At 64.6% G+C, this 25,343-nt stretch carries 25 protein-coding genes; 17 read left to right on the forward strand and 8 right to left on the reverse strand.

Translation table 11 applies throughout. The features are described 5' to 3' along the window. Positions 1 to 6: 6 nt before the first annotated feature. From L5876_RS03585 to L5876_RS03595, 3 genes are read right to left on the reverse strand one after another with little or no spacing between them, the layout of a single operon-like run. A complete protein-coding gene (locus L5876_RS03585) occupies positions 7 to 1,056 on the reverse strand; it encodes a 2-oxoacid:ferredoxin oxidoreductase subunit beta (protein ID WP_236954716.1) in 1,050 nt (349 codons plus the stop codon). Between the two features lie 4 nt (positions 1,057 to 1,060). Then, complete coding sequence (locus L5876_RS03590; protein WP_236954717.1) at positions 1,061 to 2,890, reverse strand: 2-oxoacid:acceptor oxidoreductase subunit alpha; 1,830 nt, start codon at positions 2,888 to 2,890, stop codon at positions 1,061 to 1,063. After that, positions 2,887 to 4,695: an FAD-dependent oxidoreductase gene (locus L5876_RS03595; RefSeq protein WP_236954718.1), complete on the reverse strand. Its 1,809-nt coding sequence runs from the start codon at positions 4,693 to 4,695 to the stop codon at positions 2,887 to 2,889. The genes L5876_RS03590 and L5876_RS03595 overlap by 4 nt, the downstream gene beginning before the upstream one ends. A 148-nt stretch (positions 4,696 to 4,843) precedes the next feature. On the opposite strand from L5876_RS03595, the gene L5876_RS03600 reads away from it, so the two are divergent. The 5 genes from L5876_RS03600 (at position 4,844) to L5876_RS03620 (ending at position 9,943) form a co-directional block, all read left to right on the forward strand. Next, positions 4,844 to 6,049: a glycine C-acetyltransferase gene (locus L5876_RS03600; RefSeq protein ID WP_236954719.1), complete on the forward strand. Its 1,206-nt coding sequence runs from the start codon at positions 4,844 to 4,846 to the stop codon at positions 6,047 to 6,049. Positions 6,050 to 6,185: 136 nt separating this feature from the next. After that, complete coding sequence (locus tag L5876_RS03605; RefSeq protein WP_236954720.1) at positions 6,186 to 6,854, forward strand: hypothetical protein; 669 nt, start codon at positions 6,186 to 6,188, stop codon at positions 6,852 to 6,854. A gap of 90 nt (positions 6,855 to 6,944) precedes the next feature. Then, a complete protein-coding gene (locus L5876_RS03610; RefSeq protein WP_236954721.1) occupies positions 6,945 to 8,144 on the forward strand; it encodes a hypothetical protein in 1,200 nt (399 codons plus the stop codon). A gap of 82 nt (positions 8,145 to 8,226) precedes the next feature. Further along, entirely contained in the window at positions 8,227 to 9,264 is a 1,038-nt protein-coding gene (gene tdh, locus L5876_RS03615; RefSeq protein ID WP_236954722.1) for an L-threonine 3-dehydrogenase, read from the forward strand. A 58-nt stretch (positions 9,265 to 9,322) separates the two neighbouring features. Beyond that, the gene (locus tag L5876_RS03620; RefSeq protein WP_272906846.1) at positions 9,323 to 9,943 is read left to right on the forward strand and encodes a nitroreductase family protein; all 621 of its coding nucleotides are present in this window, start codon (positions 9,323 to 9,325) and stop codon (positions 9,941 to 9,943) included. 7 nt (positions 9,944 to 9,950) lie between these two features. Here the strand turns inward: L5876_RS03620 and L5876_RS03625 are convergent, their stop codons facing one another. After that, entirely contained in the window at positions 9,951 to 10,139 is a 189-nt protein-coding gene (locus tag L5876_RS03625; protein WP_236954724.1) for a superinfection immunity protein, read from the reverse strand. 349 nt (positions 10,140 to 10,488) lie between these two features. Then, positions 10,489 to 12,135, reverse strand: a complete 1,647-nt coding sequence (locus tag L5876_RS03630) for a long-chain-fatty-acid--CoA ligase (protein WP_236954725.1) — start codon at positions 12,133 to 12,135, stop codon at positions 10,489 to 10,491. Positions 12,136 to 12,264: 129 nt separating this feature from the next. On the opposite strand from L5876_RS03630, the gene L5876_RS03635 reads away from it, so the two are divergent. Further along, a complete protein-coding gene (locus L5876_RS03635; protein WP_272906830.1) occupies positions 12,265 to 13,251 on the forward strand; it encodes a threonine/serine dehydratase in 987 nt (328 codons plus the stop codon). A gap of 1 nt (position 13,252) precedes the next feature. Here L5876_RS03635 and L5876_RS03640 read toward each other — a convergent pair whose 3' ends face one another. Next, positions 13,253 to 15,298 (reverse strand): lytic transglycosylase domain-containing protein, encoded by a 2,046-nt coding sequence (locus tag L5876_RS03640; protein WP_236954726.1) that lies wholly within the window; start codon positions 15,296 to 15,298, stop codon positions 13,253 to 13,255. A 145-nt stretch (positions 15,299 to 15,443) separates the two neighbouring features. Between L5876_RS03640 and dapA the strand changes: the two genes are divergently transcribed. Both dapA and smpB read left to right on the forward strand, forming a co-directional pair. Further along, positions 15,444 to 16,316 (forward strand): 4-hydroxy-tetrahydrodipicolinate synthase, encoded by an 873-nt coding sequence (gene dapA, locus L5876_RS03645; RefSeq protein ID WP_236954727.1) that lies wholly within the window; start codon positions 15,444 to 15,446, stop codon positions 16,314 to 16,316. Continuing rightward, positions 16,313 to 16,777 (forward strand): SsrA-binding protein SmpB, encoded by a 465-nt coding sequence (smpB, locus tag L5876_RS03650; RefSeq protein WP_039709954.1) that lies wholly within the window; start codon positions 16,313 to 16,315, stop codon positions 16,775 to 16,777. The genes dapA and smpB overlap by 4 nt, the downstream gene beginning before the upstream one ends. On the opposite strand, the gene L5876_RS03655 is transcribed toward smpB, so the two are convergent. Together L5876_RS03655 and L5876_RS03660 are read right to left on the reverse strand one after the other, a co-directional pair. Beyond that, positions 16,774 to 17,424 (reverse strand): uracil-DNA glycosylase, encoded by a 651-nt coding sequence (locus L5876_RS03655; RefSeq protein ID WP_236954728.1) that lies wholly within the window; start codon positions 17,422 to 17,424, stop codon positions 16,774 to 16,776. The genes smpB and L5876_RS03655 overlap by 4 nt on opposite strands. Continuing rightward, positions 17,424 to 17,975, reverse strand: a complete 552-nt coding sequence (locus tag L5876_RS03660; RefSeq protein WP_039709952.1) for an NYN domain-containing protein — start codon at positions 17,973 to 17,975, stop codon at positions 17,424 to 17,426. The genes L5876_RS03655 and L5876_RS03660 overlap by 1 nt, the downstream gene beginning before the upstream one ends. 16 nt (positions 17,976 to 17,991) lie before the next feature. Between L5876_RS03660 and folK the strand changes: the two genes are divergently transcribed. The 9 genes from folK (at position 17,992) to recO (ending at position 25,333) form a co-directional block, all read left to right on the forward strand. Further along, positions 17,992 to 18,513 (forward strand): 2-amino-4-hydroxy-6-hydroxymethyldihydropteridine diphosphokinase, encoded by a 522-nt coding sequence (folK, locus tag L5876_RS03665; RefSeq protein ID WP_236954729.1) that lies wholly within the window; start codon positions 17,992 to 17,994, stop codon positions 18,511 to 18,513. A 104-nt stretch (positions 18,514 to 18,617) separates the two neighbouring features. Then, complete coding sequence (gene rpoZ, locus L5876_RS03670) at positions 18,618 to 18,986, forward strand: DNA-directed RNA polymerase subunit omega (protein ID WP_236954730.1); 369 nt, start codon at positions 18,618 to 18,620, stop codon at positions 18,984 to 18,986. Positions 18,987 to 18,992: 6 nt separating this feature from the next. Then, a complete protein-coding gene (locus L5876_RS03675; protein ID WP_236954731.1) occupies positions 18,993 to 21,224 on the forward strand; it encodes a bifunctional (p)ppGpp synthetase/guanosine-3',5'-bis(diphosphate) 3'-pyrophosphohydrolase in 2,232 nt (743 codons plus the stop codon). Next, positions 21,221 to 21,808, forward strand: coding sequence for an orotate phosphoribosyltransferase (pyrE, locus tag L5876_RS03680; protein ID WP_236954732.1), 588 nt, complete (start codon positions 21,221 to 21,223; stop codon positions 21,806 to 21,808). Before L5876_RS03675 ends, pyrE begins: the two co-directional genes overlap by 4 nt. A gap of 2 nt (positions 21,809 to 21,810) precedes the next feature. After that, positions 21,811 to 22,557, forward strand: coding sequence for a pyridoxine 5'-phosphate synthase (locus L5876_RS03685; protein ID WP_236954733.1), 747 nt, complete (start codon positions 21,811 to 21,813; stop codon positions 22,555 to 22,557). Beyond that, a complete protein-coding gene (acpS, locus tag L5876_RS03690) occupies positions 22,554 to 22,964 on the forward strand; it encodes a holo-ACP synthase (RefSeq protein WP_236954734.1) in 411 nt (136 codons plus the stop codon). The genes L5876_RS03685 and acpS overlap by 4 nt, the downstream gene beginning before the upstream one ends. Then, positions 22,961 to 23,650, forward strand: a complete 690-nt coding sequence (gene rnc, locus L5876_RS03695) for a ribonuclease III (protein WP_236954735.1) — start codon at positions 22,961 to 22,963, stop codon at positions 23,648 to 23,650. Before acpS ends, rnc begins: the two co-directional genes overlap by 4 nt. Continuing rightward, positions 23,640 to 24,584, forward strand: coding sequence for a GTPase Era (era, locus tag L5876_RS03700; protein ID WP_236954736.1), 945 nt, complete (start codon positions 23,640 to 23,642; stop codon positions 24,582 to 24,584). Before rnc ends, era begins: the two co-directional genes overlap by 11 nt. A gap of 17 nt (positions 24,585 to 24,601) precedes the next feature. Beyond that, a complete protein-coding gene (gene recO / locus L5876_RS03705) occupies positions 24,602 to 25,333 on the forward strand; it encodes a DNA repair protein RecO (RefSeq protein WP_236954737.1) in 732 nt (243 codons plus the stop codon). Positions 25,334 to 25,343: the final 10 nt, after the last annotated feature.

Consider the following 25,343-nt stretch of genomic DNA (forward strand, 5'->3'; position numbering starts at 1 on the left):
CGATGATCAGGAATACCCCTTCATGACCTCAGCGAGTTTCGCTGAACCCGGGCAAAGCTTGGAATAATCCATCACGTTCAGCGGCTCATCGGGCAGGCGGTTCATGTCGCCCATGTCCGGCTTGGTCTCGTCGATATAGAGGAGGCCGGTCAGCACTTCCGATCCTTCGCGGGTGCGCAGGAGGTGGAAGGCCTGGTCGCGGTCGCGCGGATCGTAGTCGCGGCCGAGCTTCCTGAGCGTGACATTGCCGCCGTGATGCATCGGCACGGTGATCGCGCCGCCGTCCTGGTATTCCGCCGTGATCTCGGCCTCTTCCGGCACGAAATCGGCGTGGATGACCGGGTGATAGTATTCGTAGGTGTGGGCGTAGCTCTTGGTCGACCCCTTGTGGTCGTTGAAGGTCACGCACGGGCTGACGATATCGATCAGGGCAAAGCCCTTGTGCGCCAGCGCTGCCTTCATCAGCGGGACGAGCTGCTTCTTGTCGCCGGAAAAGCCGCGCGCCACGAAGGTCGCGCCGAGCGACAGGGCCAGAAGGACCGGGTCGATCGGGGGCTGTTCGTTGACCTCGCCATACTTCGCCTTGGTGCCGATGTCGGCGGAGGCGGAGAACTGGCCCTTGGTCAGGCCGTAAACGCCGTTGTTCTCGATGCAGTAGAGCATGTTGAGATTGCGGCGGATGGCGTGGGCGAACTGGCCGATGCCGATGGAGAGCGAGTCTCCGTCGCCCGACACGCCGATATAGTAGAGGTCCGGATTGACCGCGGCGGCGCCCGTCGCGACCGACGGCATGCGGCCATGGACCGAGTTGATGCCCGAGGACTGGCCGAGGAAGTAGGCGGTCGTCTTCGAGGAACAGCCGATGCCGGACACCTTCGCCGCGCGGTGCGGTTCCAGATTCATTTCGTGGAAGGCCTGCACGAAGGCGGCGGTGACGCTGTCATGGCCGCACCCGGCGCACAGCGTCGACATCACGCCTTCATAGTCGCGGACCGTCAGGCCCAGCTGGTTCCGCCGAAGATGCTTGTCGATGCGCGGTTTGACGATGGAGGTCATGGGATCAGCCCTGGCTGGCGATGTGTTCGCGAACCCGATCAACGATCAGGTGCGGATTGGCCGGCATGCCGGCATAGTCGAGGATGGAGACGAGCTGGTCCTTGCGCGCCGTCGTTTCGGTGACGAGCAGGGTGCGCAGCTGGGCATCGCGGTTCTGTTCGAGCACGAAAACCGTGTCGTAGTTCGCGATGAAATTTTCGATCTCCGGATGGAAGGGGAAGGCGCGGACGCGCAGATAGTCGATGTCGAGATCGTCCTCGGCATTCAGGCGCGCAATCGCCTCCTTGGCCGCACCGTCACAGCCGCCAACCGTCAGGATCGCGATCCGGGTCGGCTTGCCGCAGCGGACGATTTCCGGGCCCGGCACCTTGGTGGCGGCGTTCTTCCACTTCTGCAGGATGCGGTCGAGCACGTCCTGATAGGCGGCGCTGTCCTCGGTATAGCCACCGTATTTCGTGTGGCCGGAACCGCGGGTGAAATAGGCGCCCTTGGGGTGTTCGCCCGGAATGGTCCGGTAGGGGATGCCGTCGCCGTCGACGTCGAGATAGCGATAGAATTTCTCGATCTTTTCGAGATCGGCGGCGTGATAGACCTTGCCGCGATCGGGGCGGCGGCTGTCATCCCATTCCAGCTTCGGCGTCATCCAGTCATTCATGCCGATGTCGAGATCGGACAGGACGAAGACCGGCGTCTGAAAACGCTCGGCCAGATCAAAGGCTTCGACGGCAAAGTCGAAGCATTCCTTCGGGTTGGCCGGGAAGAGGACGATGTGCTTGGTGTCGCCATGGCTGGCATAGGCGGCGAGCAGGATATCGCCCTGCTGGGTCCGGGTCGGCATGCCGGTTGAGGGGCCGACGCGCTGCACGTCGAACAGCACGGCGGGGACTTCGGAATAATAGGCAAAGCCGATGAACTCGCTCATCAGCGAGATGCCGGGCCCGGAGGTTGGGGTGAAGGCGCGCGCGCCATTCCACGACGCGCCGATCACCATGCCGATGGCGGACAATTCGTCCTCGGCCTGGATGATGCAGTAATTGTTCTTGCCGGTTTCGGGATCGACCCGCAGCTGTTCGCAGAAGCTCTTGAACCCGTCCATCAGCGAGGTCGAGGGCGTGATCGGATACCACGCGCCGAAGCTGGCGCCGGCATAGACGCATCCGAGCGCGGCGGCGGTGTTGCCGTCGATCATGATGCAGTCGGACGTCTTGTCGAGCGCTTCGAGCTTGAAGGCGAGGGGCTGGGTGAAGTGTTCCTTCGCGTAATTGTAGCCCATTTCCACCGCCTGCATGTTGGGCGGGATGAGCTTCGGTTTCGCGCCGAACATTTCCTCGACGAGGGTCTGGATCACGGCCATGTCGACGCCGGTCAGCGCGGCGACCACGCCGACATAGGCCATGTTCTTCATCAGCACCCGGGTGCGGGCATTGGCGAAGTTCTCGTTGCACATGCGGGCGAGGGGAATGCCCAGCACGGTCACGTCGTCGCGCGACAGAAGCGAAGGGCGCGGCCAGGTGCTGTCATAGATCAGCACGCCGCCGGGCGAGACGTCCTTCAGGTCGCGCGCATAGCTCTCGAGATTCATTGCGACCATGATGTCGACTTCGCCGGACCGGCCGGTCCAGCCATCGCCAGTGACGCGGATCTCGTACCAGGTCGGCAGGCCCTGGATGTTCGACGGGAAGAGGTTCTTGCCCACGACCGGGATGCCCATGCGGAAGATGGCCTTCATCAGCAGGCCGTTGGCACTGGCCGAGCCGGTGCCGTTCACATTGGCGATCTTGATGACGAAGTCGTTGACGCGGGTCCGGGCGGACGTCCCGGTGACGGCATTCATTCGGCGGCTCTCCGGCGGGCGCGCTCGGCGGCTTCATCGTCCGCGTGCGGCAGGAAGATTTCAGACAGGGCCATGTCCCACGCCGCCGTCGGGCAGCGCTCGGCACACAGGCCACAATGCAGGCAGAGGTCCTCGTCCTTGACCATGACCCGGCCGGTATTCGGCAGGTCTTCGGACACGAAGAGGTCCTGATCGAGATTGTCCGCCGGAGCCGACAGGCGCTGGCGCAGATCGGCTTCCTCGCCATTCGGCGTGATGGTCAGGCAGTTGACCGGGCAGATGTCGATACAGGCGTCGCACTCGGTACAGGCGCTGGCGGTGAAAACGGTCTGGACGTCGCAATTCAGGCAGCGTTCCACCTCGACGGCAGTCTGCTGCGGGTCGAAGCCCAGCTCCACTTCGGTGTCGAGATCCTTGAAGCGCTTGGCCAGTTCGACATGCGTCATCTGGCGGCGCTGCGAGGGATCGTAGCCGTTGGAATAGGCCCATTCATTGTGGCCCATCTTCGCGGTTTCGAGATTGAGGCCGCGCGGCAGGCGCTCCGACACGTCGAGGCCCTGGCAATGCTTGTCGATCGAGATCGCCGCCTGGTGACCGTGCTCGACCGCCCAGATGATGTTCTTGGGGCCGAAGGCGCTGTCGCCGCCGAAAAAGACGCCCTTGCGGGTGCTCTCGAACGTCGTCTCGTCGACGACCGGCACGTCCCACTTGTCGAACTCGATGCCCAGATCGCGCTCGATCCAGGGGAAGGCGTTTTCCTGGCCGATGGCGAGGATGACGTCATCGCAGGGAATGGTCTTTTCGCCGACAACGCGCGTATCGGTGATGCGGCCGCGTTCGTCGGTGTCGTATTCCATGATCTCGAACGTCATGCCGACCAGCTTGCCGTCCTCAATCACGAAGGCCTTCGGCGAGTGGTTGACGACGATCTCGACATTCTCTTCCTCGGCGTCCTCGAGTTCCCAGGGGGAGGCCTTGAAGAATTCGCGCGGCTTGCGCGCCATCACCTTCACCTCGTCGGCGCCGAGGCGCAGCGAGGTGCGGCAGCAATCCATTGCGGTGTTGCCGACGCCGATGATCAGGACGCGCTTGCCGATCGACTTGACGTGATCGAAGGCGACCGATTCCAGCCAGGAAATGCCGATATGGATGTTGGCGTCGGCCTCCTGGCGGCCGGGCAGGTTCAGTTCCTTGCCCTTGGGCGCGCCGGAGCCGACGAAGACCGCGTCGTAGCCCTCGTCGAGCAGGGCTTTCAGCGAGTCGATCCGGTGACCGGTCTTTAGTTTGACGCCCATGTCGAGGATGTAGCCGATCTCCTCATCCAGCACGCGCTCGGGCAGGCGGAAGGACGGGATGTTGGAGATCATCAGGCCGCCGGGCTTTTCCAGCGCCTCGAAGACGGTGCAGTCATAGCCTAGCGGTGCGAGATCGTTGGCGACGGTCAGCGAGGCCGGACCGGCGCCGATCAGGGCGATCTTCTTGCCGTTCTGCGCGATCGGCGCGCGCGGCAGCTTGTCCGCGACCTCGTCCTTGTGGTCGGCGGCGACCCGTTTCAACCGGCAGATGGCGACGGGTTCGTCTTCCACACGGCCGCGGCGGCAGGCCGGTTCACAGGGCCGGTCACAGACGCGCCCGAGAATACCCGGGAAAACGTTGGACCGCCGGTTGACCATGTAGGCGTCGGTGAAACGCCCTTGGGCAATCAGGCGGATGTAGTCGGGTACCGGCGTGTGGGCCGGACAGGCCCACTGGCAATCGACGACTTTGTGAAAATAGTCCGGATCGGCCGTATCGGTCGGCTTCATGCGATCTCCCCGCGGGCTTTGTCAGCCCCTCGGTATCCCCTCCAAATTCCTGCTGACACCATAGGACCGTAACGGGGGGGAACCGCAAGACTTTCCTTCGCTCCTCGACCGGACTATTGGCAGGGGCAAGCGACACGACGAGGACGACATGAGCGACGCATTCTACGCCCATCTGCGCAATACGCTGGCCGAGATCGAGGCCGAGGGCCTCTACAAGCGCGAGCGCGTGATCGCGTCCGAGCAGTATTCCGAGATCGACGTGATGCGCGACGGCAAGACCGATCACGTCATCAATTTCTGCGCCAACAACTATCTCGGCCTCGCCAACCGCCCCGAACTGGTCAATGCGGCCAAGGACGCGCTCGACACATACGGTTACGGCGTTGCCTCGGTCCGTTTCATTTGCGGCACGCAGACAGTTCACCGCGAACTGGAAAAGGCGATCGCCGACTTCACCGGGCAGGAGGACGCCATCCTCTACGCCGCGGCGTTCGACGCGAATGGCGGCGTGTTCGAGCCGCTGCTCGACGAGCATGACGCGATCATCTCGGACGCGCTGAACCACGCCTCGATCATTGACGGGGTGCGGCTCTGCAAGGCGAAACGCTTCCGCTACGCCAATTCCGACATGGACGATCTCGAGACCCAGCTGAAGGCCGCCGATGCGGCCGGCGCGCGTCACAAGCTGATCGTCACCGACGGCGTGTTCTCGATGGACGGCTATATCGCGAACCTGAAAGCGATCTGCGATCTCGCCGATAAGTATGATGCGATGGTGATGGTCGATGACTGCCACGCGCACGGCTTCATGGGCGCGAAGGGGCGCGGGACGCCGGAACATTGCGGCGTGATGGGAAGGGTCGACATCATCACCGGCACGCTCGGCAAGGCGCTCGGCGGGGCGATGGGCGGGTTCACGGCGGCGAAGCAGGAAGTCGTCGACATGCTGCGCCAGCGTTCGCGGCCTTACCTCTTCTCGAATTCGCTGGCTCCCGCCATTGCGGGCGCTTCGCTCAAGGCGCTGGAAATGGTCCGCGAGGGCGACGATCTGCGTGCGCGCCTGTTCGACAATGCCAAACGCTTCCGCGCGGGAATGAGCGCGGCGGGCTTCGACCTGCTGCCGGGCGAACACCCGATCATCCCGGTCATGCTGGGCGATGCGAAGCTGGCGCAGCAGATGGCCGCCGAGCTGATGGACGAGGGCGTCTATGTGATCGGCTTTTTCTATCCGGTCGTTCCCAAGGGCAAGGCGCGCATCCGCACGCAGATGAGCGCGGCCCACACGCCGGAACAGATCGACCGCGCCATCGCCGCCTTCACCAAGGTTGGCAAGAAGCTGGGGGTTGTCTCCTGATTGAGCCGCGCGCCTTTTCCTCCCCCGCATGCGGGGGAGGTGGGCCGAACAACGTTCGGGCCGGAGGGGGGATTTCCCCCCTCAGTCTCGCGCGATGCGCTCGACAGCTCCCCCGTAAACGGGGGAGCAAACAACCATGAAACCCGCAAATCTCGCCTCCCTCGCTGCCTTCGGTTTCACCGCTGCGGTGATCGTCTTCGTCGTCCTGTTCGGACAGACGATGCCGCAGACGGCGGCGGGCATGGCGGAGGGGTATGAGACGCCGATCCTGGCGCTGGAATTTGCTAATTCGCGCGACGATCTGGCCTTCGTACGGGCGGAAGGAGCCACTGAGCTGCGGTCCGCCTTCATGGCCGGGCAGGCGCTTGATGTCTGGTTTCCGCTCGCCTATGGCGGGCTGATGATCGTGGTGCTGGCAGGCCTTGCCTTGAGCGGGCGACCGCTGGCCTGGGTCGGCGTGCTGGCCGCCGCGATCGCGATCCCGGCGGACTGGTGGGAGAATGCGGTCATCCACCAGATCCTGACCGATCCCGAGGGCGCGCCGGCGCATCTGCCCGCGCTGGCGGCGTCGACCTTCACGAAATGGTTCGCGATTTCCGGCGCGGCGGCGATCTTCGCGCTGACGATGTTCCGGCAGGGCTGGTGGCCGTTCGCCATTCTCGCCTTGCCCTGCGCCATCGCCTGGCCGGTCGTGGCGATCATGGGCGCGCCGGGCGGGCTGGTCGAATTGGGCTCGACGGCGACCACCGTCTTCTTCCTGTCCCTGCCGGTCACGGCGGGCTGGGCGCTTTACCGGTCACGATAATTCCCCTCAGGAGGGATTCCGACCCTCGCAATGCATCTGTTTTTCGCCTCATTGGCATCCTAGCGTTAACGCCAAGGACAGGAGGGCGACATGACAGACGCCGCAATCATGATGAATGAGTCTCCCCGGACTTCAGACGGAGCCCGACCCCAGGACGAACTGCTTCCATTCCTCAACAACTTCCACGACATCTTCACGACGATCGGTGTGCTCTTGCTCGGGGGTGGTCTCGCCTTCGGCGCGGCACAGGTCTTCCAGGCTTCCGGTCAGAATATCGAGACCTTCAACGGTCAGGCCCTGCTGATGGGGCTGATCGCCGGGATCGGCGTGATCCTGTGGCTGATCTCGGCGGTGCTCGTCGGTAGCCAGCGGCGCATCCTGCCGGGAATCGCGCTGTCGCTCGGCTTCGTCGGGACCGCTGCGACGGTGCTCGTCTGGCTCTATATCCGCTTCCTGATGGACGGCTCCGGCATTTCCTTCGATGCCATCGAGGCGCGCTTCGACGCTATGGATGACCCGGAGACATTCGACCGCGCGACGATGAACCAAATCACGGGCGCCATCCCGCTGATGCTGCGTATTGCGCCGATCGTGGCCGGCCTCGCCGTCCTGATCCCTATCGCGCTTTACTATTTCAGCTTCCGGCTTCCCTTTGCCGGCGGCCTCTTCGGGGTCGCGCTGGTGAGCCTCGCGGGTCTGACCCTGCTGACCTTCGAGCCCTATTACTACGTGGTCTACATGCCCACGGTGAATGTGGTGCTCGGCGGGGCGCTTCTGTTCGCCGGAATCATGTTCGATGCGCGGGATCCGGGGCGGCAGACCCGCCTGGCGGGTACGGCCTTCTGGCTGCACTTCTTCGCCGCGCCGATCCTGCTGTTCGCGGTTCTGAACGTCACCAGTTTCGGCTGGACGCTCAGCGAGAGCGATTTCACCAATGTGGAGTCGACCAACCTCATTGCTGCGATGTCGACGGGCAATGAAAACGCCACCGGGCTGGCGATTACCGCGCTTGTTGTGATCGCGGTGTTTGCAGTGGTCTCGCTGCTGATCAACCGGCGGGCGCTTATCGTCTCGGGCTTGCTGACCGCGGGGCTGTCCATCGCCGTGATCGTTCAGTCGGCCGGGCTTGGCGCAGGCGCCGTCGTCGCTGTCACGCTCCTCCTCCTCGGCGGTACAGTCGTGCTGCTCGGGGCGGCGTGGAATCCGGTGCGGCGCGTGCTGCTCGCACCGTTTCCGTCGAGCGGGCCTCTGGCGCGGATCTTTCCGCCGGTGAACGCCCACGAAGGCTGACGATCTGAAGGACGGATTGTGCGGGAGGCGAGGGGTGCGCTAGATCACCCCTCGCAAACCCGCGACAAGAAGGCCGTCCCCCATGAAAGCCCTCGCCAAGCTGAAGCCCGAAACCGGCATCTGGATGATCGACGATGCGCCGAAGCCCGAAATCGGGCCGGACGACGTCCTCATCAAGGTCAGCAAGACCGCGATCTGCGGCACCGACATCCACATCTACAACTGGGATGACTGGGCGGCGGCGAATGTGCCGACGCCGATGGTGGTGGGCCATGAATATTCCGGCGTGGTCGAAGCCGTCGGCAGCGATGTGACCCGCGTGAAGGTGGGCCAGCGCGTCTCCGGCGAAGGCCATGTCGTCGGCGTGAAGTCTCGCGCGGCGCGGGCCGGCAAATTCCACCTCGACCCCGAGACCAAGGGCGTCGGCGTCAACATCACCGGCGCCTTTGCCGAATATGTGAAAATCCCGGCCTTCAACGTCGTGCCGCTGCCGGACGACGTGCCGGACGAGATTGGCGCCATCCTCGACCCGCTTGGCAATGCGGTGCACACCGCGCTGCAATTCGATCTGGTGGGCGAGGACGTGCTGGTCACCGGCGCGGGACCGATCGGCATCATGGCCGCGGCCGTCGCCCGCCATGTCGGTGCGCGTCATGTTGTCCTGACCGACATCAATTCCGACCGCCTGAAGCTCGCCGAGGGCGTCGTGCGCAATCTGCGCACCGTCAACACGGCGGAAGAAGACCTCAAGGCCGTCATGACCGAGCTGAAGATGACCGAGGGTTTCGATGTCGGTCTGGAAATGTCCGGAGCCGCGCCAGCCCTGGGCCAGATGCTCGACTGCCTCGTCATGGGCGGGAAGATCGCCATGCTCGGCCTGCCCTCGAAGCCGATCCCGGTCGATTTCGGCAAGCTGGTGCTGAAAGCCATCACGCTGAAAGGCGTCTATGGCCGCGAGATGTTCGAGACCTGGTACAAGATGCTCGCCATGCTGCAGTCCGGGCTCGACGTGTCGGGCATCATCACCCACCGCCTGCCGGCTAGCGACTTCCAGAAGGGCTTCGACGCGATGCGCTCGGGCAAATCCGGCAAGGTGGTTCTGGATTGGACACAGGGCTAAGGGCGTGGCCGGTATTCCCTCCCGACCCCTCGATTTCAGCGAAAAGCCCGAAGCGGAGATGCGCGCCGAGGCGCGCGCCTTCTACGAGGATCTGAAGCGGCGGCGGACCGTGCGGGAGTTTTCCGGCCGGGATGTGCCACGCGAGATCATCGAGAACGCGATCCGGGCGGCCGGCACAGCCCCGTCCGGAGCCAATCACCAGCCCTGGCATTTCTCCGTCATCGGCAAGGGCGAGGTCCGCACCCGCCTGCGCGAAGCGGCCGAGGCCGAGGAGCGCGCCTTCTACACGGAGAAGGCCAGCGCGGAATGGCTCGAAGCGCTCGCCCCGCTCGGGACGGACGATCACAAGCCCTATCTGGAGATTGCGCCCTGGCTGATCGCGGTGTTCGCGCAGCGGCGCGGCGGCGTGACGGCGGGCGAGACCAAGAAGAATTACTATGTCAGCGAGAGCGTCGGCATTGCCTGCGGCTTCCTGCTCGCGGCGCTTCACCGCGCCGGGCTCGCCACGCTGACGCATACGCCGAACCCGATGGGTTTCCTGTCGGACATCTGCGGCCGGCCGGAGAATGAGAAGCCCTACATGCTGATCGTGGCGGGCTATCCCGCCGAAGGCGCGACCGTGCCCGAACACGCGCTGATCAAGAAGCCGCTGTCCGACATCTGTGACTTCATCGAGTAGGCTTGGATCAGTTCTGCACCTGGACGCGGTGGACGATCGCGGTCGTCGACCAGATCAGCGTGATCAGCCAGCCGATGACGGTCCAGCCGAACAGCAAATTCGTCAGGAAGATCGCGAAGGCGTTGTGATGCCCGCGCAGAAGCGCGACGATCGTCGGGATGAAATAGAGCAGGGCGGGGATCAGCAGGATTTCCATGTCCGGCACTCCTTATCGAATTTCGATAAAGAAATAGCGCGAACGGCGGTCCGCCGCAATGGGCTGCGGGAGGGATTGGCGGGACGTGAGTCCCGTATTCTCTGTTCCATTCCCCTCGCCCCCATTTGGGGGAGAGGGTGGCGCGGAGCGCCGGGTGAGGGGGTATGCGTCTCACTTCGATTGCGGAGCAGAACCCCTCATCCGCCCTGACGGGCACCTTCTCCCCTTCAAAAAGGGGAGAAGGGAAGAGCCGGATACCGGGACGCTCCCCGGTTTCGCGTGAGTGAAGAACGGGGTCCTGCTGGATCCCGGATCGGCTTCGCCGTCCGGGAAACGTCAGGTTCGCTCCTTACACCCCCGGATCGTCGGGGAAGCGGTAGTCGGCGTAGATCTCGCGCAGCTTGGTCTTGAGGATTTTGCCGGTCGCGCCGATCGGCATCTGGTCGATGAAGACGATGCCGTTCGGGATCCACCACTTGGCGACCTTGCCCTCGAGATACTCGATGATGGATTCAGGGTTCGGTTCCTTGCCGGGCAGCAACTGAACCACCAGAAGCGGGCGTTCCTGCCACTTGGTGTGCGGCATGCCGACGGCGGCGGCCATGGCGATGTCCGGATGGCCCATCGCGGCGTTTTCCAGATCGATCGAACTGATCCATTCGCCGCCGGACTTGATCACGTCCTTGGAACGGTCGGTGATCGTCATGTAGCCGTCACTGTCGAGATTGGCGACGTCACCGGTCTTGAACCAACCATCGTCGGTGAAGCTCTCGCGGCCCGCACCGCGGAAATAGCCCGACGCGATCCACGGACCGCGGACATGGACGTGGCCGGAGGACTGGCCGTCCCAGGGAAGCTCCTTGCCCTCGTCGTCGACGATCCGCATGTCGACGCCGTAGACGAGACGGCCCTGCTTCAGCTTGACCTTCACTTCCTCTTCGCGGTCGAGCCCTTCGTGCTTGGGAAGCGGCGTATTCACCGTGCCGAGCGGGCTCATCTCCGTCATGCCCCAGCCCTGCTGCATCACGACGTCGTAGTTGTCTTCGTATGCGCGCAGGAGAGCTTCGGGCAGGGCCGAACCGCCGATCAGCACGCGCTCGACGCTGTCGATGCGCTTGTTGTTCTCGCGCAGATACTGCAGCAGGCCGAGCCAGACGGTCGGCACGCCGGCGACGTAATTGACCTTCTCGGTCTCGATCAGCTCGTGCAGGCTCGCCCCGTCAAGCTGGGCACCCGGCATGACCAGCTTCGCGCCGGTCATCGGCGTGGCGTAGGGAATGCCCCAGGCGTTGACGTGGAACATCGGCACGACGGGCAGGGCGACGCCCTTTGCACCGACCCCGATCACGTCCGACGCGCAGGTCGCCATGGCGTGGAGCACCGTCGAGCGATGCGAATAGAGCACGCCCTTCGGGTCGCCCGTCGTACCCGACGTATAGCAAAGCCCGGCGGCGGCATTCTCGTCGAATTGCGGCCAGTCGAAGTCCGGCTTGTGCGCGCCGATCAGGTCTTCATAGGCGACCGTCTTGATCTTGTTTTTCGAGGTCAGTTCAGAGCCACCGAGCACGACCCAGTGCTTCACGCCCTTGGCATGCGGGGCGATCGCTTCGACCAGCGGTGCGAACTGGACGTCGAAGAAAACGGCTTTCGACTGGGCGTGTTCCAGCATCCAGGCGATCTGGTCCGGCGCGAGGCGCGGATTGACGGTGTGGACCACGGCGCCGATGCCGGAAATGCCATAGTAGAGTTCGAAGTGACGATGCGAGTTCCAGGCGATCGTGGAGACCCGGTCGGACGGCTTGATCTTCATCGCCTTGGTCAGGGCATTGGCCAGCTGACCGGTCCGGGTCCAGGCGTCGCCATAACCGTAACGATGGATCTGTCCGCTTTCGGGCAATCGGGTCACGATTTCGCGCTCGCCGTGGCAGCGTGCGCCGTGCCGCAAGATGCCCGAGATCATCAAGGGCATGTCCATCATTTCGCCACGCATCGTCATGTATTTCCTCCCCTTGGACGCATTTTTGCCGGTCCGTTGCTGGCATGAAACGCGGGATGACCGCCCCGCGCAATCCTTTTAGGAAATGGATTGCAACGGCTTGCAGTCGAGTCGCTGAGGGAAGGACGATTGAACGTGCAGCAACTGCCTGAATATTCGGACATTCTCGACGCCGCGCGGCGCATCGCCGCCGAGGCCGTCCATACCCCGCTTTTGGAAAACGAGGTGCTGAACGCGCGAACCGGCGGCCGGGTGCTGATCAAGCCGGAATGCCTGCAGCGTACCGGATCTTTCAAATTCCGCGGCGCGTTCAACCGGCTGTCGCTGATTCCCGAGCCCGACCGGCCCAAGGGAGTCGTCGCCTTTTCATCCGGAAATCACGCGCAGGGCGTGGCTTGCGCCGCGAAATTGCTGGGCATTCCGGCGATCATCGTGATGCCGTCTGATGCGCCGAAGGTGAAGGCCGATGGCGTGCGACGCTATGGTGCCGAAATCGTCGCCTATGACCGCGAAAGGGACGACCGCGAAGCCATCGCCGCGACCTATGTCGAGGAGCGCGGCATGACGCTGGTCCCGTCCTATGATGACCCCTTCATCGTCGCCGGGCAGGGTACGTGCGGCCTTGAGATCGCCCGCAGCCTCGAGAATTTGAACCTGACGCCCGATGCACTGGTGTGCTGCACGGGCGGTGGCGGGCTGATTGCCGGCATTGGCCTCGCCATGCTGCACCATTTCCCGCAGGTCGAGATCTGGGCGGCGGAGCCGGAAGGCTTTGACGACCATGCGCGCTCGCTCGCGGCGGGGGAGCGCGTTTCGAATACGCGCCTTGGCGGGTCGGTGCAGGATGCGCTGCTGACGCCGTCACCCGGCAAGATCACGTTTGCGCTCAATCAGCGCCAGCTCACCGGTGCGGTCCAGACCAGCGACGACGAGGCGCTTGATGCGGTGGCCTTCGCCCATGCCAATCTGAAACTGGTTGCCGAACCGGGCGGCGCGACGGCGCTCGGCGCCATCCTGTCGGGCAAGATCGACGTGACGGACCGGACGGTGATTTGCGTTCTCACCGGCGGGAATGTCGATCCGGAGATCTACCGGCGCGCGCTCGACCGTCTTTGACCTAGCGCCGCCAGTTCGGCGACCCGCGGTTGAGGTCGTCCATGATCTGCAAGGGTACGGGCGAGCCGTCGCCGAGGCGGTAGCGGTAGACCTGCGTGTTCTCGATGATGCGCTGGACGTAATTCCGGGTTTCAGAGAAGGGGATCATCTCGATCCAGTCGATCGGATCGACCCCGGCGGCGCGCGGGTCGCCATAGTCCTCCATCCAGGCCCGCGAACGGTGCCCGCCGGCATTGTATCCGGCAAAGGACAGGATGTAGGAGCCGTCGAACTCGTCGATCACTTCCTGCAGGTGATAGAGGCCGAGGCGCATGTTGTAGTCTGCGTCATAGCTCAGCCATTCGAAATGATAGGGCAGGCCGACCTGGCGCGCGGTGGCCCGGGCGGTCGCCGGCATCATCTGCATCATGCCGCGCGCGCCTGCGCTCGAGATCGCCGTGGCGTCGAATTCGGTTTCCTGGCGGATGATGCCGTGCACGACGGCAGTTTCCGGCGTGGCATAGGGCACGTCGGGCAGGTCGATGATCGGATAGGAATCGCTGGTCAGGACGTGCCAGCGGTAACCCGCAGCCTTGGCGGCCCGGACGGCCTCGCGATTGTTCAGGTATTCACGCGCGACACCGGCGAGAAGGCGGCTCTCCTGCGGATCCTCCAGCTCGTCGTCGAGATGGAAGATGAAGACGCGGAAGAAATAGTCCTCGTCCATCTCACCGAGCAGGCGCAGGGCGCGAACGACCGGGCGGCCTTCGAATGTCCGATGCACCTCGTCCGACGGTTCGAGATCAGGCGGCAGGGACAACATGGCGTCGTCACCTTCAAGCTCCACGATCGCCAGCTGGCCGTAATAGGCCGTCTGGTGCTCTGCAGCGAGGCGGTAGTAGGTCTCCGCCAGCTCGGCATTGCCCATCGCGGCGGCGGCGCGGCCCTGCCAGTAGCGGCCGCGCGAGACCGAGACCGGATAGGACACGCCTTCGGCCAGCCGGGTGAAATGCTCCAGCGCGTCGGCCGGACGGTCGAGGAAGCGCAAGGCGAACCAGCCGGCGAGGAATTCGGCGTCGGCGAAGTCCGCGCCTTCCGACATGCCATTCGCCGATGCGAGTTCGTAGGCGGTCTGGAAATCCCGATCGCGGATCAGGTCAAGAATGGCGAGCCGGCGTTCAAGCCAGATCGACTCCAGCGCATCGTGATTGGGATATTCGGCTGGAATCTGAAGCAGCAATTCGAGCGCGCCTGAATCCATACCGGCGCGACGGCGCCAGCGCGCCCGCTCGTAGAGCAGGCCGGTGTGATTGGCGAGCGAGGCGGGGACGGCTTCGACAGCCGAATCCACACCGCCGGATCTCCCGGCGAGGCGGATACGGGCGTTGACGAGCGCGCGCCAGCCTTCACTGAGCACGGGAAGCAGCGCCGCTGCGGCGGTGCGCTGGTCTTCCCAGAGCAGCATGTCGGCCCGAGCCTGATGGTCTTCGGCGCTCAAGCGGCGGCGATGTTCGGCGAGGATTTCGGTCTGGCGGTATAGCCGGAATGTGTTGCGGCGCCAGGCATCGCGGATCAGCTCCGTGCCCTGAGATTCCGCGCCCGATGCGATATAGGCCTCGCCCAGGGCGATCTTGCCTTCGCCCGACTGGGGCGGGTTGTTCTGGAACCAGCCCGAGATGAAGACCGGCGACAGGCCGGAGGTCGCGATCTTGAACTCGGCTTCGCGGCGGATGAAATCGTATTGCGGCCAACCCTCAAGCTCGTCGAGCGCGAGGTCGAGCTCCATGAAGGTCGCGCTCTCGTCAGACGTCGCGATGCGCCACAGAAGAATGTTGCGCGCGACCGTGTCGGACAGGCGGCTGCGAATATCGCGCACGCGGTCCCATTCACCCTCGGAGGCCGCACGAAGACCCGCGCGGAACAGGGTGAAGTCGTGATCGTCGAGATAGGCCGAGTGGTTCGGGACATCGGGCTTCAGCCGCGGGGCCGGGCCACTGTTCTGGGCTTGGACCGCCGGTGCGAGCGCAACCGTCAACAGTCCGATGAAGGCAATCACACGGATCATCATGGGGGCGAAACGTTCTTTGCGCGCGGAATGTTGCGCATCATGATGCAGCGACGCGGCGTCTGTCCACAGCGTTCCGGGTCCCTTGGCGGACGTGGTGCAGATGGATATGGTCCGCGCCCTTCGATCCGAGACAGAGGTCTGACACATGTTCCGCGGTTCCCTGACTGCACTGGTGACGCCGTTCAAGAATGGTGCCGTCGATGAGGGCGCTTTCGAGGCGTTGGTCGAGCGCCAGATCGAGGCCGGCACGCATGGTCTGGTCCCAATGGGAACCACCGGGGAATCACCAACCCTGTCCAAGGACGAACACTTCCGCGTGGTCGAACACTGCCTCAGCATCGTCGACGGCCGTGTGCCGGTGATCGCCGGAACGGGTTCGAATTCGACCGATGTCGCGATCGGCAATCAGCGCAAGGCGAAGGAGCTGGGCGCGGCGGCCGGCCTGGTAGTCTCGCCCTATTACAACAAGCCGTCCCAGGCCGGGCTCTACGAGCATTTCAAGGCGATCAATGACGCCGTCGACCTGCCGATCATCGTCTACAACATCCCGGGTCGGTCCGTGGTCGACATCTCCAATGAAACAATGGCGCGGATTGCCGGGCTGTCGCGCGTGATCGGGGTGAAGGATGCGACCGGCGATCTGACCCGGGTCAGCGCGCTACGTCATCTGATCGGACCCGATTTCGTCCAGCTGTCCGGCGAGGACGGCACCGCGCTCGCCTACAATGCGGCCGGCGGGGTCGGCTGTATTTCCGTGACGGCGAATGTCGCGCCGGCGCTTTGCGCGCAGTTACAGGAGGCGACACTCGCGGGCCGGTTCGAGGACGCGCTGGCGATCCAGGACAAGCTGTGGCCGCTGCACCGCGCGCTCTTCCTCGCCCCGAGCCCGGGACCGGCGAAATACGCTCTCTCTCTTCTGGGCCTGTGCCGCGACGAGCTGCGCCTGCCGCTGGTTGGGCCGGACGACGCGGTAAAGGCCGAAGTCCGCGCCGCCATGGAACATGCGGGGCTGCTGTGAGCCAGAAAAGCAATGACGCCGTCGCGGTCAATCGCCGCGCGCGCTTCGACTACGAAGTCGAGGAGACATTCGAAGCTGGCATACAGCTTGTCGGCAGCGAGGTGAAATCCCTGCGCGACGGCCGGGCGAACATCGCCGAAGCCTATGTCGGGCCGGAAGGCGACGAGATCTATCTGATCAACGCCGACATCCCGCCCTACAGCCATGGCAACCAGTTCAATCACGAGCCGCGCCGCAAACGGAAACTCCTGCTCAATCGCAAGGAGATCAACAAGCTTGCCGGTGCCGTGCAGAAGGAAGGGCGGACGATCGTTCCGCTGCGGCTCTATTTCAACGGCCGCGGGCTCGCCAAGCTTCAGATCGGCCTCGCCAAGGGCAAGAAGACGATCGACAAGCGCGAGACGATCAAGCGTCGCGACTGGGATCGCAGCAAGCATCGGCTGATGAAGAATTTCGGCTAGCGGCCGAGAAACCGCCGGATTGCTTCGAACACATCGTCGAACATGGCTTCGGTCAGCCTGCCCGTGTTCGTGTTGTACCGGGAGCAGTGATAGCTGTCGAAAAGCCGGACCTTCCCGTGCGGACCGTCGAGATCGGTTTCCGCGCCGTGGGCGAACGTCGCCGCGTTCAGCTTGTATCCCAGCGTCTTCAGCGTGTTGTCGTGCGCGATCTTTCCCAGCGCCAGGATGGCTTTGAGCCGCGGCAGGGCCTCGAAGCGTGCCTCGAGATAGGGGCGGCACTGGTTCGCTTCTGCGGTCTCCGGCTTGTTCTGCGGCGGGACGCAGCGCACGGCGTTGGTGATCATTGCGCCGTCCAGCGTCACGCCATCACCGGCATGGGCGGCGTAGCTGCCGCGCGAGAAGCCGTGCTTTTCCAGCGTCGCGTAGAGCAGGTCGCCGGCATAGTCGCCGGTAAAGGGACGGCCGGTCTGGTTCGCGCCCTTGAGGCCCGGCGCGAGACCGACGATCAGGAATTCGGCGTCCGGATCACCGAAGGACGGGACGGGCGCATTGAAGAAGGACGGATAGGTTGCCGCGTTCGCTTCGCGGAATGCGACGAGGCGCGGGCAGAGCGGACAATCGAGCGGCGGTTCTGGCGGGGCCGGCATCAGTCGGCGTTGCGCGGTTCGCGGGCTTCCCGGCCGATCAGTTTTTCCAGATCGGCAACGTCGATGAAGGCATCGGCCTGACGGCGCAGATCGTCCGAGATCATCGACGGCTGCGACTTCATCGACGAGACGACCGACACGCGGGTGCCGCGGCGCTGGCAGGCTTCGACGGCGGAGCGGAAATCACCATCGCCGGAGAACAGGACGATGTGGTCGAGCCAGGCGGAGGCCTCGATCAGGTCGACCGCCATCTCGACATCCATGTCGCCCTTCACGCGGCGGCGGCCGGTTTCGTCGGTATATTCCTTGGCCGGCTTGGTGACGACGTTGAAGCCGTTGTAGGCGAGCCAGTCGACGAGCGGGCGCAGCGGGGTGTAGTCCTCGGTCTCGAGCAGGGCGGTGTAATAGTTCGCGCGGATCAGACGGCCGCGTTTCTTGAACTCTTCCAGAAGCTTGCGGTAGTCGATGTCGAAATCGAGCGCTTTCGAGGTCGAGTAGAGATTGGCGCCGTCGATAAAAAGTCCGATGCGGTCGTTGGGATAAAAGGTCATGGGAATCGATCCTCAAATGGGTCAACAAACACGGCCGGTCCGCGCCCTGATCGCGCTTGGCGGAAACCTGCCGTGGCAAGACATAGCGCCCGAACGGCTTTTACCCAAGGTGTTCGACGCACTCGATGGCGAAGAAATCCGGGTCCTTGCCCGGTCGTCGCTATGGCGTACACCCGCCTGGCCCGATCCGTCCGCGCCGCCTTACGTGAACGCCGCGGCGGCAATCGAGACGACCCTGGATCCGGATGCGCTGCTGAGCCGGCTCCACGCGACCGAACGAGCGTTCGGACGGATCCGCGGCGCGGATCGCAACCAGTCCCGCACGCTCGACCTCGATATCATCGACTTTGGCGGACAGCAGATTGATGCGCCCGATCTGACACTTCCGCACCCGCGTGCGACCAGCCGTGCCTTCGTGCTGTTGCCCCTGCAGGAGGTCGCTCCGGACTGGCTTGATCCTTTATCTGGGCAGGGGATCGACGCACTGATCCTGGGCTTGCCGGACAGCGATGTGACCGCCTGCGTCCGGATCGGCTGAATTCTTCCGTTGTGCAATGCGGCAGACCCCTTGCCGGACTGGCCAATGGGGTCTAAACAGCGCGGTTCCAAGCCACCGGGCTGACAAGCAAGGAGACCGCGCGCATGGCTCGCGTCACCGTCGAAGACTGCATCGAAAAAGTCCCGAACCGCTTCAAGCTGGTTCTTCTCGCCGCGCACCGCGCCCGCAATATCTCCGCGGGTTCCGCGCTGACCATTGACCGCGACAACGACAAGAACCCGGTCGTGGCGCTGCGCGAGATTGCGGACGACACGGTCGATCTCGACGTGCTGGGCGAGAGCCTGGTTTCCGGCCTGCAGCGCGTCCTGCCGAGCGAGGACGACGACGAGCAGGATGCCGACAACAACGTTCCGCAGATCGAAGCGAAGCCCGCCGTGGCCGAGCCGGATGAAGCGGAAATGCTGAAAGCGCTGCAGAGCGACCGCGACGGCGCTCCGGACACGCGCTTCTAGTCGGGCTTGAGCGCGGTCACGACGAGTCTCGCGCCCCCTGAAATCGCTGCTGCACCGAGCGCGGACGATCTGATCGCCCGCGTTCAACGCTATGATCCACGAGCCGACGTGGACATGATCCGGCGCGCCTATGACTTCTCGAAAGAGATGCACGCGCCGCAGAAGCGCTATTCCGGCGAGCCGTATCACAACCATGTCGTTGGCGTGGCGATGAACCTCGCCGATCTGCGCATGGATACGGCGACGATCTGCACAGGCCTGCTGCACGACACGGTCGAGGATACGCCGGCGACGCTGGAAGATATCCGGACGAAATTCAGCCCCGAAATCGCGGCGCTGGTCGACGGTGTGACCAAGCTCGGCCAGATGGAGCTGAGTTCGAAGAAGACCAAGCAGGCGGAAAACCTGCAAAAGCTGGTCGTAGCGATCTCGTCGGATGTGCGGGTGCTGATCGTGAAGCTGGCCGACCGGCTGCACAACATGCGCACGCTCTATCACATTCCGAAGCCGGAGAAGCGCGAACGGATTTCCGCCGAAACGCTCGACATCTATGCGCCTCTGGCGCGCCGGATCGGGATCAACCGGGTCTGCGTCGAACTGGAAGACCTGGCCTTCCAGCACATCAATCCGGCGGCGTTTGAATCGATCACCAAGCGGCTGGCCGAACTGCGCGACCGGCAGAGCAAGCAGGTTGGCGCGATGTCCGCGGCGATCCTGGAACGCCTTGCGCAGTCCGGCATCGAGGCGCGCGTCTTCGGACGCGTGAAGCGGCCGTATTCAATCTGGCGCAAGCTGGAGCGCAAGGGCGTCACCTTCGACGAGATCGCCGACATCTATGCCTTCCGCGTGATCGTCGCGACGCCGGACGATTGCTACCGGGCGCTCGGGGCGATCCACCAGACCTGGCGCAGCCTGCCGGAACGCTTCCGCGACTTCATCTCGACCCCGAAGCCGAACAATTACCGCTCGCTGCACACGACCGTGGTCGGCGGCGGGAATGTTCGTGTGGAATTGCAGATCCGCACCGAGGACATGGAGGACGTCGCGGAAAGCGGCGTCGCCGCGCACTGGCGCTACAAGGGGCACAGCTATGGCTACGACCCGGCGGCGGCGCGGGCGGCCGGCGGTGACCCGCTGGAGCGGCTGCGGCCCTTCGTGGAAATCCTCGAACAGGGCGGCGATCCGGAAGAATTCCTCGAGCACGCCAAGCTCGAAATGTTCGCCGACCAGGTCTATTGCTTCACGCCGAAAGGCGAACTGATCGCCCTGCCGATGGGTGCGACGCCGCTCGACTTCGCCTATGCGGTCCACACCGAACTGGGCCATACCTGCGTCGGGGCGAAGGTCAACGGCAGCGACCGGCCGCTCCGCACGCGCCTGCGTAACGGCGATGTGGTCACCATCCTGCGCGGCACGGTGCGCCAGCCGCCACCGGGCTGGGAAGACCTCGTCGTCACTGGCCGGGCGCGGGCAGCGATCCGCCGCCTTATCCGGTCGTCGGAGCGCGACGAGTTCGAACGTATCGGCAAGATCATCGCCGAACACGCCTTCCGCCGCGACGGGAAGACCTTCCGCGAGGACCTGCTGGGCGAGGCCCTGCAGCGGCTTGAGCTCGCGAATGCGGGTGATCTCTACATCGCACTCGGACGCGGCCGGGTGACGGGCAATGACCTGCTCGAAGCCGCCTTCCCGGGACGCAAGGACGAGCGCGAGGAGACGACGTCGACCCGCGAGCTGATCCAGGACGACAAGGCCCGGCTCTATGTTCGCGCACGCGGCCTGACCCAGGGCGTGTCGCTGCATTTCGCGGCCTGTTGCTCGCCGATGCCGGGTGACCGGATCGTCGGCGTGCTGGTGCCGGATAAAGGCGTGGAAATTCACACGATCGACTGCGAGCGCCTGTCGGATTTCGACGAGGGCGACGAGGACCAGTGGATCGATCTTGGCTGGACGCCCGAGGCCGAGGAAAACGCCGTGTCGCTCGGCCGGGTACACGCGACCATGCACAACGAGCCTGGCGCGCTGGCCGAAGTGGCCAAGGCCGTGGGCGAGAACCGGGGCAATATCGCCAATCTGAAGACGCTGAAGCGCGCGACGGACTTCTTCGAGATGCAATTCGACATCGAGGTGTTCGACGCGAAACACCTGTCCAACATCGTCTCCGCGCTCAAGATGTGCGAAAGCGTCGTCGATGCGCAGCGAATCCGCGGCGACACCGAAATCGAGGACGACGAATGAACAAGGACGAGGTGCTTGACGAATTCCGGGCGGCGGGCGCGCTGAAGGAAGGGCATTTCATCCTGTCGTCCGGCCTCAGAAGCCCGGTCTTCCTGATGAAGGCGCTGGTCTTCGCCGACGCTATGCGCACCGAAAGGCTGTGTGCGGCGCTGGCCGACAAGGTTCGCGGCGAGCTGTCCGATCAACCGACCATCGTCGTGTCGCCCGCCGTCGGCGGCATCGTGCCCGGCTACGAGATGGGCCGGCAGATGGGTCTGCCGGCGATTTATGTCGAGCGCGAGGAAGGCGAGTTCCGCCTGCGCCGCGGCTTCGAGCTGGGCCCCGAAGACAAGGTGCTGGTGGTCGAGGATATTGTCACGACCGGCCTGTCCTCGCGCGAATGCATCGATGCGATCAAGGCGACGGGCGCGACCGTGCTGGCTGAAGCCTGCCTCGTGGACCGGTCGGGCGGCGAGGCCGATGTCGGCGTGCCGCTGATCTCGCTCGCACAGGTGAAATTCCCGGCCTATGCGCCGGACGATCTGCCGCCGGAACTGGCCGCCATACCCGCGACCAAGCCGGGCAGCCGCGGACTGAAGGCCTGACCATGCTTCGCCTGGGCGTCAATATCGACCACGTCGCGACAATCCGGAACGCCAGGGGCGGGGCGCATCCCGACCCGGTGCGCGCCGCGCACGCCGCTGCCGAAGCGGGGGCTGACGGGATCACCGCGCATCTGCGTGAGGACCGCCGGCACATCTCCGACGCTGACATCGACCGTCTGTCGCAAGAGATTTCGCTACCGCTCAATCTTGAAATGGCGGCGACTGACGAGATGCTGGCGATCGCCTTGCGCCACACGCCGCATGCGGTGTGCATCGTTCCGGAGAAGCGCGAGGAGCGGACGACGGAAGGTGGTCTCGACGTGGCCGCGCAGCACCGTCACATCGCGCCTTTCGTAGACCAGCTGAGCGCTGCCGGGTGCCGGGTTTCGCTCTTCATCGAGGCCGACCCGGTGCAGATCGCCGTGGCGGAAGCGCTTGGGGCCGCGGTCGTCGAACTGCATACCGGGGCCTATGCCGAGGCCTGGATTGCGGGTGACCGCGAGGCGGTCGAGCATCACCTGACCCGGCTGCGCCGCAGTGCCGAGGAAGGCGCGAGGCGGGGTCTCGAAATCCATGCCGGACACGGGCTGACCTTCGACTGCGTGAGACCGGTCGCGGCGATCCCGGAAGTCGTCGAGCTCAATATCGGACATTTCCTTGTTGGCGAGGCGATTTTCTCCGGCCTCCATGCCGCCGTGAAGCGGATGCGGTCACTGATGGACGAGGCCCGCAGCGAGGCGGCGGCGTGATCGTTGGGATCGGATCCGACCTGATCGATATCCGCCGAATCGAGCGGACGCTGGAACGCCATGGCGAGCGCTTCACCCAGCGCTGTTTCACCGAGATCGAGCGCGCCAAGTCCGACAAGCGCCGGATGCGTGCGGCCAGCTATGCCAAGCGCTATGCCGCCAAGGAGGCGGGTGCCAAGGCGCTCGGGACCGGGATTGCGCGCGGCGTGTCGTGGAAGGAAATCGGCGTCGTTAACCTGCCGGGCGGCAAGCCGACGCTGGAGCTGAAGGGACGGGCGCTTGACTGGCTGGCCCGCCTGACGCCGCCGGGTCACTCGCCGGTCGTTCACATCACCATCACCGACGATCATCCGTGGGCGCAGGCCTTCGTGGTGATCGAGGCACTGCCGCACGCACCGAGCGCATGACCGGCCTGAACGATCTCCAGAAACGGCTCGGCTACGCTTTCCGGGACGAGACGCTGTTGCAGCGGGCGTTGACTCACGGGAGCTATCTGTCGCTGCCGGGCCAGGCCGATACGCGCTCCAATCAGCGCCTTGAATTCCTCGGCGACCGGGTGCTGGGACTCGCCGCGGCCGAATGGCTGTTTGCCGAGCGCGGCGAAGCAGACGAGGGCGATCTGACCTCGGCCTTTCATCCGCTGGTGCGCAAGGAGGCCTGCGCGCACATCGCCGAAAAGATGGGGCTGGAGCCGCACCTGCTGACCGGTTCGATCGAGACGCACGGGTCGAAGACGCGCGTGTCGATCCTCGGCGATGCCTGCGAGGCGGTGCTGGGCGCGATCTATCTCGATGGCGGGTATGATGCGGCGCGGGGCGTGTTTGAACGCTTCTGGATCCCGGAAGCAGACAATCTGTCCTATACGGAGAAGGACGCGATCGTGATCCTTCACGAATGGGCGCTGAAACGGTTCCGCAAGGCGCCGGACTACATCACCATCGGCCAGACGGGCGAGGCCCATACGCCCGTCTTCGAGGTCGAGGTTCGGATATCCGACATCGCCCCGGCCCTCGGAACGGGCCGGAGTCTCAAACAGGCGCGCCGCGAAGCGGCGGAAGCCTTCATCAAGCGGGAGAAGCTGCGTGAGCGGTAACCAGACGCGGGCCGGCTTTGCCGCCGTCATCGGCGCCCCGAATGCGGGCAAGTCGACACTCGTGAACGCCCTCGTCGGCGAGAAGGTGTCGATCGTCACCCAGAAGGTGCAGACCACGCGCTTTCCGATCCGCGGTGTGGCGATGCACGGCACGACCCAGATCGTGCTGGTCGACACGCCGGGCGTGTTCGCGCCGCGCCGCCGGCTCGACCGGGCCATGGTCCGCGCGGCCTGGATCGGGGCGCAGGACGCTGACGTCGTCGTCCACGTGATCGATGCCGCCTCGCGCGCCGATGTCGAGGACGGTCAGGGCAAGGCCGGGCAGAAGCGTTCGGTCGAGGACGATGACCGGGTGATCGAGGGGCTGAAGGCATCCGGCCGCAAGGCGATCCTGGCACTCAACAAGGTCGATCTGATGCGCCGCGACCGGCTGCTGGCGCTGTCGCAGGACCTATTCGGGACCGGAGTTTATTCCGACGTCTTCATGATCAGCGCGGAAAAGGGTCATGGCGTCGCCGATCTCAAGGCCGTGCTGGCCGACCGCATGCCGGATGGCCCCTATTTCTTCCCGGAAGACCAGTCCGCCGACGTGCCGCAGCGCGTCATGGCCGCCGAGATCACGCGCGAGAAGCTTTATCTGCGCCTGCACAAGGAATTGCCTTATGCCAGCCATGTCGAGACCGAGGGCTGGCAGGTGAAGAAGGACGGCTCGGTCCGGATCGACCAGATCATCTATATCGAGCGCGAGACGCAAAAGCCGATCGTGCTGGGCAAGGGCGGGGCGACGATCAAGAAGATCGGCGAACTGGCCCGCGCCGACATGGAAGACCTGTTCGGCTGCAAGGTGCATCTCTTCCTGCAGGTGCAGGTGAAGCCGAACTGGGCCGAGCGGTCCGAGCACTACACGTCGATCGGACTCGACTTCAACTCGTGAGGCGCTAAGCCCGGCACATGGAATGGACGGGTGACGGCATTGTTCTCGCGGTCCGGCCGCATGGCGAAACCAGCGCGATCGTCGACCTGCTGACGGAATCGCAGGGGCGGCATACCGGTCTCGTGCGGGGCGGGCGTTCGCGCACGGCGCGGCCGGTCCTGCAGCCGGGCAATAGAGTGCATGCCACCTGGCGGGCGCGGCTGTCCGACCATCTCGGGAATTTCGACGTTGAGGCCGACCGGCTTGTCGCCGGCGAGCTGATGGAGGACCGGCTGGCGCTGGCCGGACTCAATGCCGCCTGCACGATGGCCTGTCTTGCGCTGCCGGAACGCGAGCCGCATGCCGCCGTCTATCGCGCTTTCTCCATCCTGCTGGATTCCTTCGCCAAACCGGATATCTGGCCGGCGCTTTATGTCCGTTGGGAGGCCGGCTTGCTGACCGATCTCGGCTACGGGATCGACCTGACGCGGTGCGCAATCACCGGCGAGCGCGCCGAGCTCAGCCATGTCAGCCCGAAATCCGGGCGGGCGGTGACCGCGTCGGCTGCCGAACCCTATCTCGACAAGCTGTTGAAACTGCCAGCCTTCCTGACGGCCTCCGAATGCGAGGTGGGCGAGGGGGATGTCGCCGCAGGGCTCGCCCTCACCGGGCATTTCCTGCAGCGCCGGGTGCTCTGGCCGCACGACCGCGACCTGCCGGAAGCCCGCCAGCGCATGATCGACCGGCTGGCCGAAGCGGAGCGGCTGTAGACGGGCGCGT

The organism is Hyphobacterium sp. SN044 (assembly GCF_021864465.1).
Taxonomy (GTDB): domain Bacteria; phylum Pseudomonadota; class Alphaproteobacteria; order Caulobacterales; family Maricaulaceae; genus Hyphobacterium.

Coding starts and splice junctions, on each gene's coding strand:
- L5876_RS03585 (WP_236954716.1), bottom strand. CDS start 1,056: ATGACCTCCATCGTCAAACCGCGCATCGACAAGCATCTTCGGCGGAAC.
- L5876_RS03590 (WP_236954717.1), bottom strand. CDS start 2,890: ATGAATGCCGTCACCGGGACGTCCGCCCGGACCCGCGTCAACGACTTC.
- L5876_RS03595 (WP_236954718.1), bottom strand. CDS start 4,695: ATGAAGCCGACCGATACGGCCGATCCGGACTATTTTCACAAAGTCGTC.
- L5876_RS03600 (WP_236954719.1), top strand. CDS start 4,844: ATGAGCGACGCATTCTACGCCCATCTGCGCAATACGCTGGCCGAGATC.
- L5876_RS03605 (WP_236954720.1), top strand. CDS start 6,186: ATGAAACCCGCAAATCTCGCCTCCCTCGCTGCCTTCGGTTTCACCGCT.
- L5876_RS03610 (WP_236954721.1), top strand. CDS start 6,945: ATGACAGACGCCGCAATCATGATGAATGAGTCTCCCCGGACTTCAGAC.
- tdh (WP_236954722.1), top strand. CDS start 8,227: ATGAAAGCCCTCGCCAAGCTGAAGCCCGAAACCGGCATCTGGATGATC.
- L5876_RS03620 (WP_272906846.1), top strand. CDS start 9,323: ATGCGCGCCGAGGCGCGCGCCTTCTACGAGGATCTGAAGCGGCGGCGG.
- L5876_RS03625 (WP_236954724.1), bottom strand. CDS start 10,139: ATGGAAATCCTGCTGATCCCCGCCCTGCTCTATTTCATCCCGACGATC.
- L5876_RS03630 (WP_236954725.1), bottom strand. CDS start 12,135: ATGACGATGCGTGGCGAAATGATGGACATGCCCTTGATGATCTCGGGC.
- L5876_RS03640 (WP_236954726.1), bottom strand. CDS start 15,298: ATGATGATCCGTGTGATTGCCTTCATCGGACTGTTGACGGTTGCGCTC.
- dapA (WP_236954727.1), top strand. CDS start 15,444: ATGTTCCGCGGTTCCCTGACTGCACTGGTGACGCCGTTCAAGAATGGT.
- L5876_RS03655 (WP_236954728.1), bottom strand. CDS start 17,424: ATGCCGGCCCCGCCAGAACCGCCGCTCGATTGTCCGCTCTGCCCGCGC.
- L5876_RS03660 (WP_039709952.1), bottom strand. CDS start 17,975: ATGACCTTTTATCCCAACGACCGCATCGGACTTTTTATCGACGGCGCC.
- folK (WP_236954729.1), top strand. CDS start 17,992: ATGGGTCAACAAACACGGCCGGTCCGCGCCCTGATCGCGCTTGGCGGA.
- rpoZ (WP_236954730.1), top strand. CDS start 18,618: ATGGCTCGCGTCACCGTCGAAGACTGCATCGAAAAAGTCCCGAACCGC.
- pyrE (WP_236954732.1), top strand. CDS start 21,221: ATGAACAAGGACGAGGTGCTTGACGAATTCCGGGCGGCGGGCGCGCTG.
- L5876_RS03685 (WP_236954733.1), top strand. CDS start 21,811: ATGCTTCGCCTGGGCGTCAATATCGACCACGTCGCGACAATCCGGAAC.
- rnc (WP_236954735.1), top strand. CDS start 22,961: ATGACCGGCCTGAACGATCTCCAGAAACGGCTCGGCTACGCTTTCCGG.
- recO (WP_236954737.1), top strand. CDS start 24,602: ATGGAATGGACGGGTGACGGCATTGTTCTCGCGGTCCGGCCGCATGGC.